Annotated in this window: 18 protein-coding genes; 12 read left to right on the plus strand and 6 right to left on the minus strand. The window is 61.7% G+C overall.

The features are described from left to right. Window positions 1–131: 131 nt before the first annotated feature. Window positions 132–596: a GyrI-like domain-containing protein gene (locus BV911_RS09085; RefSeq protein WP_086053288.1), complete on the plus strand. Its 465-nt coding sequence runs from the start codon at window positions 132–134 to the stop codon at window positions 594–596. A 54-nt stretch (window positions 597–650) separates the two neighbouring features. Here BV911_RS09085 and BV911_RS09090 read toward each other — a convergent pair whose 3' ends face one another. After that, window positions 651–1613, minus strand: a complete 963-nt coding sequence (locus BV911_RS09090; RefSeq protein WP_086053289.1) for an L-malyl-CoA/beta-methylmalyl-CoA lyase — start codon at window positions 1611–1613, stop codon at window positions 651–653. Between the two features lie 182 nt (window positions 1614–1795). Here BV911_RS09090 and dgcN point away from each other — a divergent pair, with 182 nt between their 5' ends. The 4 genes from dgcN (at window position 1796) to cobM (ending at window position 5624) form a co-directional block, all read left to right on the plus strand. Continuing rightward, on the plus strand, window positions 1796–2797 hold the full coding sequence (gene dgcN, locus BV911_RS09095) for an N-acetyltransferase DgcN (RefSeq protein ID WP_086053290.1): 1002 nt from the start codon (window positions 1796–1798) through the stop codon (window positions 2795–2797). Between the two features lie 3 nt (window positions 2798–2800). After that, window positions 2801–3766 carry an N-acetyl-D-Glu racemase DgcA gene (dgcA, locus tag BV911_RS09100; RefSeq protein WP_086053291.1) on the plus strand — a complete coding sequence of 322 codons (966 nt, stop codon included), beginning with the start codon at window positions 2801–2803 and terminating at the stop codon, window positions 3764–3766. Window positions 3767–3864: 98 nt separating this feature from the next. Beyond that, window positions 3865–4719 carry a D-amino-acid transaminase gene (locus BV911_RS09105; protein ID WP_086053292.1) on the plus strand — a complete coding sequence of 285 codons (855 nt, stop codon included), beginning with the start codon at window positions 3865–3867 and terminating at the stop codon, window positions 4717–4719. 131 nt (window positions 4720–4850) lie between these two features. After that, window positions 4851–5624, plus strand: a complete 774-nt coding sequence (gene cobM / locus BV911_RS09110; protein ID WP_086053293.1) for a precorrin-4 C(11)-methyltransferase — start codon at window positions 4851–4853, stop codon at window positions 5622–5624. A gap of 12 nt (window positions 5625–5636) precedes the next feature. On the opposite strand, the gene BV911_RS09115 is transcribed toward cobM, so the two are convergent. Beyond that, a complete protein-coding gene (locus tag BV911_RS09115) occupies window positions 5637–6809 on the minus strand; it encodes a MalY/PatB family protein (protein ID WP_086053294.1) in 1173 nt (390 codons plus the stop codon). Between the two features lie 98 nt (window positions 6810–6907). Between BV911_RS09115 and def (BV911_RS09120) the strand changes: the two genes are divergently transcribed. The 4 genes from def (BV911_RS09120) (at window position 6908) to BV911_RS09135 (ending at window position 9599) form a co-directional block, all read left to right on the plus strand. After that, complete coding sequence (gene def / locus BV911_RS09120) at window positions 6908–7429, plus strand: peptide deformylase (RefSeq protein WP_086053295.1); 522 nt, start codon at window positions 6908–6910, stop codon at window positions 7427–7429. Window positions 7430–7431: 2 nt separating this feature from the next. Then, the gene (gene def, locus BV911_RS09125) at window positions 7432–7932 is read left to right on the plus strand and encodes a peptide deformylase (protein ID WP_086053296.1); all 501 of its coding nucleotides are present in this window, start codon (window positions 7432–7434) and stop codon (window positions 7930–7932) included. A 75-nt stretch (window positions 7933–8007) separates the two neighbouring features. After that, window positions 8008–8907: a methionyl-tRNA formyltransferase gene (fmt, locus tag BV911_RS09130; RefSeq protein WP_086053297.1), complete on the plus strand. Its 900-nt coding sequence runs from the start codon at window positions 8008–8010 to the stop codon at window positions 8905–8907. A gap of 98 nt (window positions 8908–9005) precedes the next feature. Then, window positions 9006–9599 carry a L,D-transpeptidase gene (locus BV911_RS09135; RefSeq protein WP_168184026.1) on the plus strand — a complete coding sequence of 198 codons (594 nt, stop codon included), beginning with the start codon at window positions 9006–9008 and terminating at the stop codon, window positions 9597–9599. A gap of 10 nt (window positions 9600–9609) precedes the next feature. Here the strand turns inward: BV911_RS09135 and BV911_RS09140 are convergent, their stop codons facing one another. From BV911_RS09140 to BV911_RS09155, 4 genes are all read right to left on the minus strand, one after another. Then, window positions 9610–10245: a trimeric intracellular cation channel family protein gene (locus tag BV911_RS09140; RefSeq protein ID WP_086053298.1), complete on the minus strand. Its 636-nt coding sequence runs from the start codon at window positions 10243–10245 to the stop codon at window positions 9610–9612. After that, entirely contained in the window at window positions 10242–10712 is a 471-nt protein-coding gene (rnhA, locus tag BV911_RS09145; protein ID WP_086053299.1) for a ribonuclease HI, read from the minus strand. Before rnhA ends, BV911_RS09140 begins: the two co-directional genes overlap by 4 nt. 88 nt (window positions 10713–10800) lie before the next feature. Further along, on the minus strand, window positions 10801–11751 hold the full coding sequence (gene ispH / locus BV911_RS09150; RefSeq protein WP_086053300.1) for a 4-hydroxy-3-methylbut-2-enyl diphosphate reductase: 951 nt from the start codon (window positions 11749–11751) through the stop codon (window positions 10801–10803). 140 nt (window positions 11752–11891) lie between these two features. Continuing rightward, entirely contained in the window at window positions 11892–12461 is a 570-nt protein-coding gene (locus BV911_RS09155; protein ID WP_086053301.1) for an NYN domain-containing protein, read from the minus strand. 479 nt (window positions 12462–12940) lie between these two features. Between BV911_RS09155 and rpoZ the strand changes: the two genes are divergently transcribed. From rpoZ to BV911_RS09170, 3 genes are read left to right on the plus strand one after another with little or no spacing between them, the layout of a single operon-like run. After that, entirely contained in the window at window positions 12941–13294 is a 354-nt protein-coding gene (gene rpoZ / locus BV911_RS09160) for a DNA-directed RNA polymerase subunit omega (protein ID WP_086053302.1), read from the plus strand. A gap of 37 nt (window positions 13295–13331) precedes the next feature. Continuing rightward, window positions 13332–15461: a bifunctional (p)ppGpp synthetase/guanosine-3',5'-bis(diphosphate) 3'-pyrophosphohydrolase gene (locus BV911_RS09165; protein WP_086053303.1), complete on the plus strand. Its 2130-nt coding sequence runs from the start codon at window positions 13332–13334 to the stop codon at window positions 15459–15461. Window positions 15462–15493: 32 nt separating this feature from the next. Beyond that, the gene (locus BV911_RS09170; protein WP_240512205.1) at window positions 15494–16129 is read left to right on the plus strand and encodes a DUF2062 domain-containing protein; all 636 of its coding nucleotides are present in this window, start codon (window positions 15494–15496) and stop codon (window positions 16127–16129) included. Window positions 16130–16163: the final 34 nt, after the last annotated feature.

The raw sequence follows: 16163 nt of genomic DNA on the forward strand, positions 1-16163 counted from the left end.
CCGGCGGTCGTGTCTGCGGGCTATATGGCGGGGCTTGCGGCAAGATGCAACTTCGCTTGCGTGTGTTCGGGTCGTCCGGTCGCGGCGTTTCATGCTAGGATAGGTCATCTTGGACGGGATAGGAACGCCGCATGCACCGTGTGACCATACGAACGGAACCCGCGCGCCGGCTGGCTGCGATCCACCATCAAGGTGCCTATCCAGAGATCAAATCTGCTTTCGCGCTGGCGGCGGCGACCTTGGAAAAGTGGGGCGATTTGGGCTTGGCAGGGCCGATGGTGGGGGTGTTTCTGGACAATCCCGATCTGGTTCCTGAGGGCGCACGGCGCAGCGTGGCCGGGTTCGTGGTCCCCGAGGATTTGCCGATACAACCGCCGCTGGACGAGATGCTGTTGCCCGGTGGTCGGCACGCTGTCCTGCGCCACGTCGGGCCCTATGATGCGTTAGCAGATTGCTACCGGGTTTTATTCGACAAATGGTTTCCGGCATCGGGCGAGCATCCGGGGCGGGGCGATCCGTTCGAGGTCTATCTCAACAGCCCGATGAAAACGCCGGCCAAGGATCTGGTGACAGAGATTTGTGTGCCACTGGCTTAAGGCGGGGCAGCCTGCGCCGGGCGCGGATCGTCCGAGGCAGGCTTTGGTCATGGCTCAGGCGCTGGAGGCGATCATGTCGGATTGGCGGACCACCACTTCGGCCTGTTTGATGCTGGCAATGTCCACCAGACGGCCCTTGTAGACCGTGGCCCCTTCGCCATTGGCCTTGGCGGCTTCCATGGCGGCAAGGATCGCGCGCGCCTCGGCCACGGCGGCCTCTGATGGCGTGAAGACCTCGTTGGCCAATGCGATTTGCTTGGGGTGGATCGCCCATTTGCCGACCATACCCAGTGTGGCCGAGCGCCATGCCTGCGCCCGATAGCCGTCATCATCGCTGAAATCGCCGAACGGGCCGTCAACCGGCAGCACCCCGTGGGTGCGGCAGGCGGCGACAATCGCGGCCTGTGCCCAGTGCCACGGGTCGGACCAGTGCTTTGCACCGTTTTGCAGCATGTAATAGTTGTCTTGCGTCCCACCGATGCCAGTGGTTTGCATGCCCATGGAGGCCGCGAAATCGGCGGCGCCAAGGCTCATGGCTTGCAGGCGCGGCGAGGCGGCGGCGATCTCTTCCACATGGGCAATCCCGGCGGCGCTTTCGATGATGACCTCAAAGGCGATCGGCTTGGTCCGGCCTTTGGCGCGCTCAATGGCTGTCACCAAGGCGTCGACGGCATATACATCTGCGGCACAGCCGACCTTGGGGATCATGATCTGGTCCAGCCGGTCGCCGGCCTGTTCCAGCAGGTCGACCACGTCGCGATACCAATAGGGGGTGTCGAGGCCGTTGATCCGCACGCTCAGGGTCTTGGTGTTCCAATCGACCGCATCAATCGCCGCAATCACATTGGCGCGGGCCGCATCCTTATCCGAAGGCGCAACCGAATCCTCCAGATCAAGATTGATCACATCCGCCGCGCTGGCGGCCATCTTAGCGAAGAGTTTGGTGTTAGAACCGGGACCAAACAATTGGCATCGGTTCGGGCGGGCGACGGGCGCGGGCTGAAGGCGAAAGCTCATCTGGGATCCTTGCGGTTATAATATTCCAAAATTCGTCTATTAATCGGTATATAGTTGCGAAATGCTGCGCAAGCGAAAAGCCGGACCCGGTGTGGGATGTGTTGTCGCTGGACGGCGGATCCCCTAGGCTCGGGGGATCAGGACGGTCCGCCACAGGGCGGCAACGCGACGGAGTATCAGTCATGATCAAGACCCCCTATCTTTTGTTTCTCGGTGACGCGCCCGATGCGCTGGCGGCGAAGGTGGCCCAAGGTATCAAGGACTGGCGTCCTGAAAATGCCATCGGTCAGCTGCGGTTGGCCGGATGCAAGGCGGATATGGGTCTGCCGGACATGACGCTTGAGGAAGCCCGCGCCGCTGGGGCCGAGACGCTGGTGATCGGGGTTGCCAATCGCGGCGGGGTTCTGTCCGACCTGTGGCGGGATTGCTTGCTTGAGGCGCTGGTGGCGGGGTTCGATCTGGCCTCGGGGTTGCACACGTTGCTGCGCAGCTATCCCGATCTGGTCGAGGTGGCCCAGTCGCATGGCCGGGTGCTGCATGATGTGCGGGTGCCCACGGTCAATTACCCAATTGCCAATGGGGTGCCGCGCACCGGCAAGCGCTGTCTGGCGGTAGGCACCGACTGTTCCGTCGGCAAGATGTACACCGCGCTGGCGATGGATGCGACCATGCGGGCCCGCGGGATGAAGGCCACGTTCCGGCCCACCGGGCAGACCGGCATTCTGATCACTGGCGGGGGGGTGCCGCTGGATGCGGTGATCGCCGATTTCATGGCCGGCTCGGTGGAGTGGCTGACCCCGGATAATGACCCGGATCACTGGGATCTGATCGAAGGGCAGGGCAGTCTGTTCCATGTCAGCTATTCCGGGGTGACCTTGGCGCTGATCCATGGCGGCCAGCCCGATGCGCTGGTGCTGTGCGACGAGCCGACCCGCCCGCATATGCGTGGCTTGCCGGACTACAAGGCCCCGTCGCTAGAGGTGCTGCGCGAGACCACGCTGGCGATGGCCCGGGTGGCCAATCCCGCCTGTCAGGTGGTGGGCATTTCGGTCAACACCCAGCATTTCAACGAAACCGATGCGCTGGCCCATCTGGCGGCGGTCGAAGACCGGATGGGGCTGCCAACGGTTGATCCGTTCCGGCAGGGCGCGGACCGGTTGGTTGACGCGCTGGCCGGGATCTAAGCCATGTCGATTGCCGTTCACTATGACGATTTTCAACTGGCCGAGGCCTTTACCATCTCGCGCGGGACCAAAACTGCGGCCGAGGTGGTCACCGCCACGGTGCGCTCGGGCGCGCTGACCGGCAACGGCGAATGCGTGCCTTACGCGCGCTATGGCGAAAGCCGGGCATCGGTCAAGGCGCAGATCAAGGGCCTGCCAGAGGGGGTGCGCCGCGCTGATCTGCCCGGCCTGTTGCCCGCAGGCGCGGCCCGCAATGCCGTGGATTGCGCGCTATGGGATCTGGAGGCGCGGCAGGCCGGACGCCGGGTGTGGGAACTGGCCGGGCTTACCGCCCCCGGGCCACAGATCACCGCCTTCACCCTGTCGCTTGATACCCCGATCAACATGCGGGACGCGGCTGACCGGCACAAGCATCGGCCACTGTTGAAAATCAAGCTAGGCACCCCAGACGACATGCCCCGGCTTGAGGCGGTTCGGGCCGGTGCGCCGAAATCCCGGATCATCATTGATGCGAACGAGGGCTGGAGCGCGGACATCTATGCCGATCTGGTGCCGCATCTGTTGCGATTGGGCGTGGTTTTGGTGGAGCAGCCGCTGCCTGCGGGCGCAGACGACGCCCTGATCGGAATGGAGCGGCCGGTGCCGGTCTGCGCCGACGAGTCGTGCCATGACCGGGCCTCGCTGGCAGAATTGCGGGGCAAGTATGATGTGATCAACATCAAGCTCGATAAGACCGGAGGCCTGACCGAGGCGCTGGCGCTGCGTGATGCGGCGCGGGCCGAGGGATTTGGGGTGATGGTCGGCTGCATGGTCGGCTCGTCACTGGCGATGGCGCCAGCGGTTCTGGTGGCGCAGGGGGCGATGGTGGTTGACCTTGATGGCCCGTTGCTGTTGGCCGAGGACCGGGCCCATCCGCTGATGTACAACGAGCGCGGTGTCCATCCCAGCGATCCTGAATTGTGGGGCTGACGCCGCCAGGCGCGGCCCCGTTGCGAGAAATGAAACTGGACGGCTGGCGCCCGGCAAGCTACGTCCCAGACCCGAACCTGTCACCTCTGGAGAGCGCCATGTCCCGCACCGTCTTTGTCAACGGAGAGTATCTTGCCGAGGAAGAGGCCAAGGTCTCGATCTTCGATCGGGGGTTCCTGTTCGCGGATGGGGTCTATGAGGTGACCTCGGTTCTGGATGGCAAGTTGATCGATTTCGACGGCCACGTGGCGCGGCTGGCGCGGTCGCTGGCGGCGCTGGAGATGCCGAACCCGGTGACAGCCGAGGACTTGCGCGCCATTCATCATGAATTGATCGCGCGCAATGATCTGCACGAGGGCGGCATTTACCTGCAGGTGACGCGTGGCGCGGCAGACCGGGATTTCATCTACCCCGCCGACGCTACGCCGACTTTGGTTCTGTTCACCATGGCGATGAAATTGACCGGTCCGGGCAAGGCGGATCAGGGCATCAAGGTGATTGCCATCGAGGATCAGCGCTGGGGCCGCCGGGACATCAAGACGGTGCAACTGTTGTATCCGTCGATGGGCAAGATGATGGCAAAAGCCGCTGGCAAGGATGATGCGTGGATGGTCGAGGACGGTTTCGTGACCGAAGGTACCTCGAACAACGCCTATATCGTGACCAAGGATGGCAAGATCGTCACCCGGCAGATCGGCCCTGAAATTTTGAACGGGATCACCCGGACGGCGGTACTACGGTTTGCCCGCGAGGCGCAGATGGTGGTGGAAGAACGGCCGTTTACCATTGCCGAAGCGCAAAACGCGGCGGAAGCGTTCATCACCTCGGCCACAACATTCGTGATGCCGGTGGTGGAAGTGGACGGCGCCGCGCTGGGCGATGGACGCCCGGGTCCGGTGGCGAAACGCTTGCGCGAAATCTATCTGGAAGAAACCCGGTCCATGGCGTCGTAACGACCCGGCGTATCGCGAATTTCTGTTGTTAAATTGAGGCGCGTCCCGCGCCACGCCTATCTCTCGCGCCCCGGCTTGAAGAAAGCCGGCGCGCTCGGGCGGGTGCTTGTGGCGGGCGTCGGAAGGACATCATGACGGTCTATTTTATCGGGGCGGGCCCGGGCGATCCCGAACTTTTGACCTTGAAGGCACAGCGGCTGATCGCGGCCTGTCCGGTTTGCCTGTATGCCGGGTCGCTGGTCCCGGCTGAGGTGGTTGCGGGGGCGCCGGATGGAGCCCGGGTGCTGGATACGGCCCCGATGACCTTGGACGACACCCACGGCGAGATTCAGGCGGCGACAGCGCGCGGGCAGGATGTGGCGCGGGTGCATTCGGGGGATCCGTCGCTTTACGGCGCGATTGCTGAACAGATCCGCCGGTTGCGGGCGGATGGCATCCCGTACGAAATCATCCCCGGCGTGCCGGCCTATGCGGCGGCGGCGGCGGCGCTGGGGCAAGAGTTGACGGTGCCGGAACTGGCGCAATCCATCATCCTGACCCGGGTGTCGATGAAATCGACCTCGATGCCGTCGGGCGAGACGCTGGAAAACTTCGCCCGCAGCGGAGCCACTTTGGCGATCCATCTGGGGATCCGGGCCTTGCGCGAGATCGAGCGGGTTCTGACGCCCTATTATGGTGCCGAATGCCCGGTGGTGGTGGCCTATCGGGTGGGCTGGCCGGATCAGATGTTCCTGCGCGGCACCCTGTCGGACATTCGCGAAAAGGTCCGGGCCGAGAAGATCACCCGCACAGCGTTGATCTTGGTCGGCCCGGTTCTGGGAGAGGTCCGCGATTTCCGCGACTCCGCCCTGTATGATCCTGCGGTGCCGCATGTGCTGCGGCCTCGGGTGCGCCCCGCCAATTAGGCGTGGGGCCGATTATTGCAGATCGGCGAAGGCGGCCTGTAACCGGCTGACAGCCTCGGTGATCCGGGCCCGTTGGGTGCCAATATTGAAGCGCAGGTAGGTTTCGCCGCCGGTGCCAAAGGTCTGACCATAATTGGGTGCGATGCGGGCGCCCTGAACGACGCGGCGGGTGATTTCTTCGGCGCTCATCCCGGTGCCGGAGAAGTCGACCCAAGACAGATAGGTCGCCTCGAGCGGCATGGACCTGAGCCCGGGAATGGCGTTGATCCCGGCGTCAAAGGTTTTGCGGTTGTCATCCAGATAGGCCAACAAGGCATCCAGCCACGCGGCACCGTCGGTGGAATAGGCGGCGGTGACCATGGCCATGCCCACGGTGCTTGCCGGATTTCCCACCGCCGCAAGCCGGGTCGCAAAGGCGCGGCGCAAGTCGGGATCGGGTAAGATGACATTGCCCACATGGGGGCCGGCGATGCTGAAGGTCTTGCTGGCGGCGGTGAGCATCACCAGCCGGTCAGAGATGTCGGGGTCGACCAACGCCATAGGACTATGCTGGTGCCCGGGATACACCAGATCGTGGTGTATCTCGTCCGAGATCAGGATCAGGTTGTGCCGTTTGGCAAAATTCGCGATGCCCTGCAACTCTTCCCGGGTCCAGACCCGCCCGCCGGGATTATGCGGCGAACACAGAATGATCATTTTCTCGGTGCCGGTCATCTGCGCGTCCCACGCGTCGAAATCCATCTCATAGCGGCCATCTGACTGTGCCAGTGGGCATTCCACCACGGTGCGATCGTTGGCGCGGATCACCCGGGCAAAGGCGTGGTAGACCGGGGTCATCAAGACTACGCCATCCCCCGGAGCAGTCCACGTCTCGAGGCAAAGGGCGACCGCGTTGACCAGACCGGAGGTGGTGAAGATGCTGTCCGGATCGACGCGCCAGCCATGACGGCGGTCCATCCAGCCGCTGATCGCATCGAGATAGGGCTGGTTCTTGGCCTGATAGCCAAAGTCGCCCTGATCGGCGAAGGCGCGTAGCGCATCGCGCACGCAGTCGGGCGCCCGAAAATCCATGTCGGCGACCCACATGGCCAGACCATCCTCGGCGGACAGGCCATAGAGCGGCTCCAGTTGCGACCATTTGGAACTGAGCGTGTGGCGGCGGTCGATCATGGCATCGAAATTCATGGGATACTCCGGCAAAATTTACGTCTCGCACGCTATTCATTGCAGAGGCAGGCGCAAGGGCGATTGCACCGCGCCGTTGCATCGCCTAAATCGTCGGCATGACCCTGCGCCCGATCCTGATCCATCCCGACCCGCGTCTGAAAAAGGTTGCCGCCCCGGTGGCTGACCTCAGTGATGACTTGCGCCAACTGGCCGACGACATGCTTGAAACCATGTATGACGCGCCCGGCATCGGCCTTGCTGCGCCCCAAATTGGCATTTCAACCCGCCTGATCGTGATGGATTGCGTCAAGGACGAGGGCGCGCCGCCCGAGCCGCTGGCGATGTTCAATCCAGAGATACTGGCCGCCTCGGACGTCACCAACGTCTATGAAGAGGGTTGCTTGTCGATCCCGGATCAATATGCCGAGGTCACCCGCCCTGCCGAAGTCACTGTGCGCTGGATCGATCCGAACGGGGCTGAGCAGAGCCGCGATTTTGCGGGTCTGTGGGCCACCTGTGTCCAGCATGAAATCGACCATCTGAACGGCAAGCTGTTTATCGATTACCTGACACCGCTGAAGCGGCAGTTGATCACCCGGCGCATGACCAAGCTCAAGCGCGATATGGCGCGGGGCTGAGGATGACTGTGCGCCCATTTGTGATGTGGCCGGATCGGCGGTTGCGGACAGCCTGTGAAGATGTGGTGGCGGTGGATGACGCTGTTCGCGCGATCTGGGCAGATATGATCGACACCATGGAGGCGATGCCGGGGGTTGGTTTGGCGGCCTGTCAGATCGGGGTGATGCGGCGGCTGGCCGTAGTCGATTGTTCCGATGCCCGGGGGCAAGCGGTGCTGATGGCCAACCCCGAAGTGCTGCATGCCAGTGTCGAGCCGCGCGATCACGACGAAGCCAGCCCGAACCTGCCCGGCGTTTCCGCCAGAATCACCCGCCCGCGCGCCGTCACGGTGCGGTTCCTGAATGCCGAAGGCGAACAGGAAGATCGCGATTTCGTCGGCCTGTGGGCGACCAGCGTTCAGCACCAGATCGACCATTTGGCCGGACGGATGTATTTTGACCGGTTGAGCCGGGTGAAACGGTCAATGCTGATCGCCAAAGCGGCAAAGTTGCAGCGCGGCTGAGGCGCGCCGCCCGGCTGGAAGTCGGTCCGGGCCTCAGGTATATCCGAGCGGAACAGCCCAGCCCGGAGATCAGACATGCGCATCATTTTCATGGGGACCCCCGAATTTTCGGTGCCGGTGCTAGAGGCGCTGGTCGATGCCGGGCACGAGATCGCCTGCGTCTATTGCCAGCCGCCGCGCCCTGCGGGACGGGGCAAGAAGGATCGACCCACGCCGGTTCAGGCCCGGGCCGAGGCTTTGGGCCTGCCGGTGCGCCATCCGGTCAGCCTACGCCATCCCGACGCGCAGGCCGACTTCGCGGCGCTGAAGGCGGATCTGGCCGTGGTGGTCGCCTATGGTCTGATCTTACCGCAAGCCATACTGGATGCCCCGACACAGGGATGTTTGAACATTCACGCCTCATTGCTGCCCCGTTGGCGCGGCGCGGCACCGATCCATCGGGCCATTCTGGCCGGGGATGCGCAAACTGGCGTCTGCATCATGCAGATGGAGGCCGGTTTGGACACGGGGCCGGTGCTGATGCGCGAGGCGCTTCCTATTGAAGCTGAAGACACCACCGACGATCTGCATGATCGTCTGGCCGGGATGGGCGCTCGCCTGATCGTGGCGGCGATTGCCGGGCTCAGCCATCTGGTGCCGACGCCGCAACCTGCGGCCGGGACAACCTATGCCCATAAGATCGATAAGGCCGAAGCGCGGATTGATTGGACCAAGCCCGCGACCGAGGTGGATCGCCAGATCCGGGGATTGTCGGCATTTCCGGGTGCGTGGTGCGAGATCGCGGGCGAGCGGGTCAAGCTACTGCGCGCCCGGATCGGTGCCGGGCAGGGCACCCCCGGCCAAGTGCTGTCGGGCTTCACTGTGGCCTGCGGGACCGGGGCCATTGAGGTGACCCTTGCCCAGCGGCCCGGTAAGCGGGCGATGGACGCAGCCGACTTCCTGCGCGGGATCACCTTGCCGCCAGTGCTGGGCTGACCACACGCATCTGTGACCACGCTGTGCTTTGACATCGCGGCGGTGTATCGGCAAACCTCGAAGATTGAGGCAATCAATAATCACAGTCAGGAAATCTGATGAGCATGAAGTTTTCACGTCGCGGCGTGTTGGCAGGCGGGGCAGCATCGCTGGCCCTGAGCAGCACGAAAATCTGGGCGCAAGCGGCCCCGGTTGTCGCCCCCGATTCCATGGAAGAAGCCGCCACCCGTCGCAACATTGGCGGTTTCCGCGCCCAACGCTGGGAGGACCATTTCGATGATCTCAGCACCAGTGTCATCGTCGCGGACACCACATCGCGGACCCTGCATTTCTGGCAAAAGGGTGGCGGCACGCCGCCGCTGGTGTTCCCGACCTCGGTGCCAATCTCGCCCGAGCTGACGCGTCTGGGCTATACTGAAGTGACCCAAAAGGTGAATGGTCCCAGCTGGCGACCCACCCCCAGCATGCGCGAACGCAATCCGGACTGGCCCGCCGTGGTTCTGCCCGGTCCCGACAATCCCTTGGGCAGCCACGCCTTGTACCTGTCGTGGCAGTATTACCGCATCCACGGCACCCATGACACGCGCAAGATCGGCCGGCCGTCGTCGGATGGCTGCATCGGGCTTTACAATGAGCAGATCGCGCAATTGTTTGAAGTGGCCGAAGTTGGCACCCGCGTACGCTTGATCTAAGCGGCGCGCGTTATTTGGTGCGGGGCGGGTAGGCTTTGTAGGTTGGCAGATGCCAACCGCGCAGCAGCGACCCGGCTCGCAGCCCAAAGGTGACGCAGACACAGGCGATCAAGCCGATGTTTTCGCTGCCGGACAGGGCTTGCGCCGCGATTTCCGCCAAGGCACCGGCAAAGGCAGCGGTGACATAGAACTCACCCTGTTTCAGGATCATGGGCACTTCGTTGGCGACGACATCGCGCATCAAGCCGCCAAGACAGCCGGTGATGACCCCCATCAACACTTGAATAAACGCAGATTGCCCCATTTGCTGCGCGACAGCGATGCCGACAGAGGCTGCCATAGCAAGGGCAAGGGCATCCAGCCAGACCAACAGGCGATAGCGATCGGTTAATAGATGCGCGGTGAAAAACACCACGATCGCGGCGATGCACGCCAATAAGATATAGAGCGGATCGTCGATCCAGAACACAGGGTCGCGACCTAGCAGAAGGTCGCGAACGGTGCCACCGCCTACCGCCGTCAGGCACGCCAGAAACAAGAAGCCGATGACGTCTAGCTGTGCCCGACTGGCGACCAACGCGCCGGTCCAGGCAAAGACCACCACCGCCGCGTAATCCAGCAGGGTCGGTAAGGCCGCAAGGCTCACGCCGACCGGTTCCGCGCCGGTTTGTAGGGGGCCATTCCGGTCCGGGCCAGTTCATCGGCGCGTTCGTTTTCGGGATGTCCGGCATGGCCTTTGACCCATTCCCAGCGCACTTTGTGCTGGGCGTGGGCTGCATCTAACCTGCGCCACAGGTCTTCGTTCTTGACCGCGGACTTGCTGGAGGTTTTCCAGCCGTTGCGCTTCCAGCCGGCCATCCATTGGGTGATGCCGCCCTTCACATAGGCGCTGTCGGTGACGATGGTCAGGCTGGTGGGGCGGGTCAGGGCCTCAAGGGCGCTGATCGCGGCCATCAGCTCCATCCGGTTGTTCGTCGTATCGGCTTCGCCGCCGTTCAATTCGCGGGTGCGGACCACGGTGTCGCCGTCGCGCGCGATCAGCAGTGCGCCCCAGCCGCCCGGGCCGGGATTTCCCGAGCAAGCGCCATCAGTGTAAGCAAAAAGATCGGCCATAATAACGCACCCGTCCCAAGGTCAGGCTGCCGACAATCCGGGTCGACGGCAGGTTGTATCAGTGTGTCGCCCGTACGGACGCGTGGCCTCAGGCCGGTTGCCGCAACACGCGCGGCACTTTGAATTCGACATTTTCCTGCGCGGTTTCCACCGGTTCAATGGTCACATCATAGCGGCTGCGAAACGCATCCACGACTTCGTTGACCAGAACCTCGGGGGCCGAGGCACCTGCCGTAATCGCGATGCTGCGAATGCCGTCCAGCGCCCGCCAATCGATGTCGGCGGCACGTTGCACCAGTTGGGCATAGGCACATCCGGCCTTGGCCCCAACATCAACCAAGCGCCTCGAATTGGACGAGTTCGGTGCGCCAACCACCAGCAGGGCATCTGCCTTGGGTGCCACGGCTTTCACCGCTTCTTGGCGGTTGGTGGTGGCGTAGCAGATGTCTTCTTTGTGGGGGCCAATCACCGCGGGGAACCGTGCCTTCAACGCCACGACAATATCGGCGGTGTCATCCACCGACAGGGTGGTTTGGGTGACAAAGGCCAGCCGCTCAGGATCGCGGGGCGTCAGGTGGGCCACATCCGCCGCGGTTTCCACCAGCAGCACTTCGCCATCGGGCAACTGGCCCATGGTCCCGATGGTTTCCGGGTGCCCAGCATGTCCAATCATCACGATCTGCAGTCCGGCGTCATGGTGACGGCCCGCTTCGATATGGACTTTTGACACCAAAGGGCAGGTGGCATCCACGAACAGCATCTCGCGCCGGGCCGCTTCGTTCGGGACCGATTTCGGTACCCCGTGGGCCGAAAAGATCACGGGGCGGTCGGTGGGGCATTCATCCAGTTCTTCGACAAACACCGCACCCTTTGCCCGCAACCCATCCACCACAAAACGGTTATGGACGATTTCATGGCGGACAAAAACCGGAGCGCCCCATTTTTCCAGCGCCATTTCGACGATCTTGATCGCCCGGTCGACTCCGGCGCAAAATCCACGTGGTGCGGCAAGGTAAAGGGTAAGCGGGGGGAGCGACATAAGCGTCTCTTTCGGAACCTTCAGTACGTCTGTTCAAATAGGTCGAAAAACGCGCGATGTCACGGCACCATCGGTACCGCGACATCATTCTATCCAGTTTCTGCCTGAGATATCGGATCGCAGGCAGCGGGGCTGTTGCCTTAGGTGGGCGTGTCAGCCGTCGACGGTGCCGCGTCGTGATCGCGCGGCGGGCGTCCGATCACGTCTTTCAATTCGTCCAATTCGATAAAGTTGTCGGCCTGACGGCGCAGATCATCGGAAATCATCGGCGGTTGCGAGCGGATCGTCGATACCACCGAAACCCGAACGCCTTTGCGCTGAAGACTTTCCACCAATGGGCGGAAATCGCCGTCGCCGGAAAACAACACGATATGATCAAGGCGGGGGGCAAGTTCCAGCGCATCGACGGTCAGTTCGATGTCCATGTTGCCTTTGACTTTGCGCCGGCCTTGCGCGTCGGTGTATTCCTTGGCGGGCTTGGTCACCATGGTGAAGCCGTTATAATTCAGCCAGTCTACCAACGGACGGATGGGCGAATATTCATCATTCTCAAGCAGCGCTGTATAATAGAACGCCCGCAAGAGCTTGCCGCGGCGCATAAATTCTTGGCGCAGCAATTTGTAGTCGATGTCGAATCCCAGCGCCTTGGCGGCAGCGTAGAGATTCGAACCATCAATGAACAGCGCGAGCCGTTCGTCTTTGTAGAACATATAATCTTCCCCTATAAACGATCGAAGTGACAAAAACGTACGCCGAATACATTTTTTGGTAACGATCACAAATGCGATCTGAAGGAGGTACTGCATACCTACCCAGATGGCAACTCGCAGAAATAATTACGTTACATAATCTGTTCGGAAACGTGTCTGACTTTGGGATGAACTAGTGCCGCATATGAAGAAGTGTAGAAAAATATCCATTAAAATTCTACAATTATGAAGTTCCCCTATCTTTATCGGCGGCTTCTTGCCCGAGTGGCACTGAAAAATCAGTCTTGGTCTGTCTTAATCTGTCAGTTCTTCACCCGCCGTCCTGTCCGCACCAAGGCGTGGAAAAGGCGGTTTGATGACCACGAAACCGGCTGCGTTTGCCGACGTCGTTCGGCCCCGTCAGCGCCGGTGCGCCTTGCGTTCCGGTTCAGCGTACTCTATGCGGTCGGTTTCTGCAAATACTGCTAAGGATTCGAATCATGGCTCGTGTCACCGTTGAAGATTGCGTGGATAAAGTCCCCAACCGGTTTGAGCTGGTCATGCTGGCCGCGCATCGGGCGCGGGAAATCACCGCTGGATCGCCGCTGACGGTGGATCGGGACAACGATAAGAACCCGGTCGTCAGTCTGCGTGAGATCGCGGAAGAGACCCAATCGGCCGCCGACTTGCGGGAGCGGATGATCGAGTCGAACCAGACCCAGATCGAAGTGGACGAACCCGAAGACGATCAGATGTCGCTGTTGATGGGGGTCGAAGCCGACCGTCCTGCGCAAGACGACATGTCCGAGGAACGGTTGCTGCGCGAACTGATGCAGGCCCAAGAGCCGCGATAAGCGCGCCAGTCAGATTACAGGATTCTCCGGGCGCCAGATGGAACACCTCATTCCGATCAACGATCTGGTTTCCCGGGTCCAAGTTTATAATCCGCGTACAGATGTCGAACGGCTGCATCTCGCGTATGATTACGCCAAGAAGGTGCACGCCGGTCAGCGGCGTCGTTCCGGCGAGCCGTATTTTACCCATCCCGTCGCCGTCGCCGCGCTGCTGGCAGAACAGCGGCTGGATGACGCGACGCTGATCACGGCTATCCTCCATGATACGGTCGAGGATACCGAAGCGACCTATGGCGACATTACCCAATTGTTCGGGCGCGAGATTGCTGAACTGGTGGATGGCGTCACCAAGCTGACCAACCTGCAACTGGGCAATACTGAAACCCGACAGGCCGAAAACTTTCGCAAGCTGTTCATGGCAATGTCCAAGGACCTTCGGGTGATTTTGGTCAAGCTGTTCGACCGCTTGCACAACATGCGCACGATCAAATCGTTGCAGCCCGAAAAGCAGGCGCGCAAAGCCCGGGAAACCATGGATGTCTATGCGCCGCTGGCCGGACGCATGGGGATGCAATGGATGCGGGAGGAGTTGGAGGACCTGTCCTTTCAGGTGCTCAACCCCGAAGGCCGCACCTCGATCATGCGCCGGTTCGTCAAGCTGCAGGGCGAAGCGGGCGACGTCATCGGCCGGATCAAAGTTGATATTGAGAAAGAACTGGCTGCCGAAGGCATCCATGGCAGGGTGATTGGCCGGGCCAAAAAGCCCTATTCCATCTGGCGCAAGATGGAACAGAAGGACATCGCCTTTTCGCGCCTGTCCGACATCTACGGCTTCCGGATCATCACCGACACCCAGATGGATTGCTACCGCGCCTTGGGGGTGATCCACCGGCGGTGGCGGGCGGTGCCGACCCGGTTCAAAGATTATATCAGCCAGCCGAAGCAGAACGGCTATCGCTCGGTCCATACCGCGGTTCTGGGGCGCGACGGCAAACGCGTCGAGGTTCAGATCCGCACCCGTGAGATGGACGAGGTCGCCGAGGCCGGGGTGGCGGCACACTGGGCCTATAAGGATGGTGAGCGGTCCGAGAACCCCTTTGCCGTCGACCCCGCGTCGTGGATTGCCGGTCTGGCCGAGCATTTCGAAGCCTCGTCCGATGACGATGAGTTCTTTGAGGCGGTGAAGCTAGAAATGTACACCGACAAGGTGTTCTGCTTTACCCCCAAGGGCGACGTGGTCAAACTGCCGCGCGGGGCGACTCCGCTGGACTTCGCCTTTGCCATTCACACCCGGATCGGGTCGGCCTGTGTCGGTGCCAAGATTGACGGGCGGCGGGTGCCGCTTTGGACGCAGGTGCGCAACGGCCAATCGGTCGAGATCCTGACAGCCGAAGGCCAAAGCCCGCAAGCGACGTGGATCGACATCGCCGTGACGGGCAAGGCGAAATCCGCCATTCGCCGGGCCTTGAAGGCACAGAACCGGTCGCGGTTTATCAAATTGGGCCGGGAATTGGCCCGCTACGCGTTTGAGCATGTGGACAAGCGCGCCACGGACAAAGCCCTGACCACCGCCGCCAAGCAGCTTGGCCTTGGCAAGGACCCCGAAGAACTGTTGGCCCGTCTCGGGAGCAGCCAGTTGGCAGCCCGGACGGTGGTGGACGTGCTCTATCCCGAACTGGTGGCCCGGCGCGGCGACGAGATCGACGCTGGACGCGCCGTGATCGGCCTCAGCTCGGACCAGAAATGGGATCGCGGCGAATGCTGTCGTCCAGTGCCGGGGGAACGGATCGTCGGCATCACAGATCCGGGCAGCGGTGTCGTGGTGCATGCCATTGATTGCCCGTGTCTGGCAGAATTTGAAGATCAGATGGATCGCTGGATCGATCTGCACTGGCATAGCGGCACCCATTCGGCCGTGCATACGGTTGGATTCAATGTCACAATCAGCAATGATGCTGGTGTGTTGGGTCGTCTGTGTACGTTGATCGGCGAACAGAAGGCCAACATATCTGACCTGAATTTCGTGGATCGAAAGCCGGACTATTATCGGCTTATAATAGAAGTGGACCTTAGGGATGCCGAGCATCTACACAGGATCATGACGGCCCTTGAGGCTGACAACAACGTTGCGTCGATTTCCCGGGTCAAAGCCGGGTACGAGACGTAAGCGGTGAGGTGGCATAAAGGAAACCGCAGGTGGTGTTCAAGCGGCGCGAAAAACGAAGCTCTCTGGAGACGCTCCAGAACATAGTTTACCCGCGCGGCGGATGGGGGCGGGCGGTTAGCTACATCTCGCATCGATTGCAGCGGCTTCCTGACCCGCCGGCGAAAATCGCCCGGGGCATTGCTGCCGGAGTGTTCGCGTCTTTCACACCGTTGTTTGGCTTGCATTTCATCGCCGCGGGATTGTTTGCTCTGGTGATCCGGGGCAATTTACTGGCCGCGCTTTTGTCGACCTTTGTTGGCAACCCTTTGACTTTTCCCTTCATCGCCGCTATCTCGATCAAAACCGGCGAACGCATTCTGCACGTGGACTCGCCGGTGCCGCTGTCGCAGGTTTTTCAGGCGTTTTCGCGCGCCTCGACCCAGCTTTGGCACAACGTCACCAGTCTGGTGACCAGTGACGTGGCCCATTGGAACCTGCTGGATGTGTTCTTTCGCGGGGTCTTTTTGCCGTATCTTGTCGGCGGGATCATTCCCGGGCTTCTGGCGGCGACGCTGGCCTATCTGATTTCCCGCCCGATCATGGCCGCCTATCAAAAGCGCAGGGCGGGCAAGACCCGGCTAAAGGCCAAGCTGCACGCGAAGCCGGATCAGCCGCTTCGGTCGGACTGACGGCGCGCCATCAGACCCTATTTCTGTCGTTCAT

It is taken from the genome of Pseudoruegeria sp. SK021 (assembly GCF_002119405.1).
Lineage (GTDB): Bacteria > Pseudomonadota > Alphaproteobacteria > Rhodobacterales > Rhodobacteraceae > Meridianimarinicoccus.

Excerpts from the sequence above, each read along its gene's own strand:
- BV911_RS09155 (WP_086053301.1), bottom strand. The coding sequence starts at position 12,461 with ATGTTCTACAAAGACGAACGGCTCGCGCTGTTCATTGATGGTTCGAAT.
- def (WP_086053295.1), top strand. The coding sequence starts at position 6,908 with ATGACCCTGCGCCCGATCCTGATCCATCCCGACCCGCGTCTGAAAAAG.
- ispH (WP_086053300.1), bottom strand. The coding sequence starts at position 11,751 with ATGTCGCTCCCCCCGCTTACCCTTTACCTTGCCGCACCACGTGGATTT.
- BV911_RS09090 (WP_086053289.1), bottom strand. The coding sequence starts at position 1,613 with ATGAGCTTTCGCCTTCAGCCCGCGCCCGTCGCCCGCCCGAACCGATGC.
- dgcN (WP_086053290.1), top strand. The coding sequence starts at position 1,796 with ATGATCAAGACCCCCTATCTTTTGTTTCTCGGTGACGCGCCCGATGCG.
- cobM (WP_086053293.1), top strand. The coding sequence starts at position 4,851 with ATGACGGTCTATTTTATCGGGGCGGGCCCGGGCGATCCCGAACTTTTG.
- BV911_RS09085 (WP_086053288.1), top strand. The coding sequence starts at position 132 with ATGCACCGTGTGACCATACGAACGGAACCCGCGCGCCGGCTGGCTGCG.
- BV911_RS09135 (WP_168184026.1), top strand. The coding sequence starts at position 9,006 with ATGAGCATGAAGTTTTCACGTCGCGGCGTGTTGGCAGGCGGGGCAGCA.
- def (WP_086053296.1), top strand. The coding sequence starts at position 7,432 with ATGACTGTGCGCCCATTTGTGATGTGGCCGGATCGGCGGTTGCGGACA.
- BV911_RS09105 (WP_086053292.1), top strand. The coding sequence starts at position 3,865 with ATGTCCCGCACCGTCTTTGTCAACGGAGAGTATCTTGCCGAGGAAGAG.
- BV911_RS09115 (WP_086053294.1), bottom strand. The coding sequence starts at position 6,809 with ATGAATTTCGATGCCATGATCGACCGCCGCCACACGCTCAGTTCCAAA.
- rpoZ (WP_086053302.1), top strand. The coding sequence starts at position 12,941 with ATGGCTCGTGTCACCGTTGAAGATTGCGTGGATAAAGTCCCCAACCGG.
- BV911_RS09165 (WP_086053303.1), top strand. The coding sequence starts at position 13,332 with ATGGAACACCTCATTCCGATCAACGATCTGGTTTCCCGGGTCCAAGTT.
- dgcA (WP_086053291.1), top strand. The coding sequence starts at position 2,801 with ATGTCGATTGCCGTTCACTATGACGATTTTCAACTGGCCGAGGCCTTT.
- fmt (WP_086053297.1), top strand. The coding sequence starts at position 8,008 with ATGCGCATCATTTTCATGGGGACCCCCGAATTTTCGGTGCCGGTGCTA.
- rnhA (WP_086053299.1), bottom strand. The coding sequence starts at position 10,712 with ATGGCCGATCTTTTTGCTTACACTGATGGCGCTTGCTCGGGAAATCCC.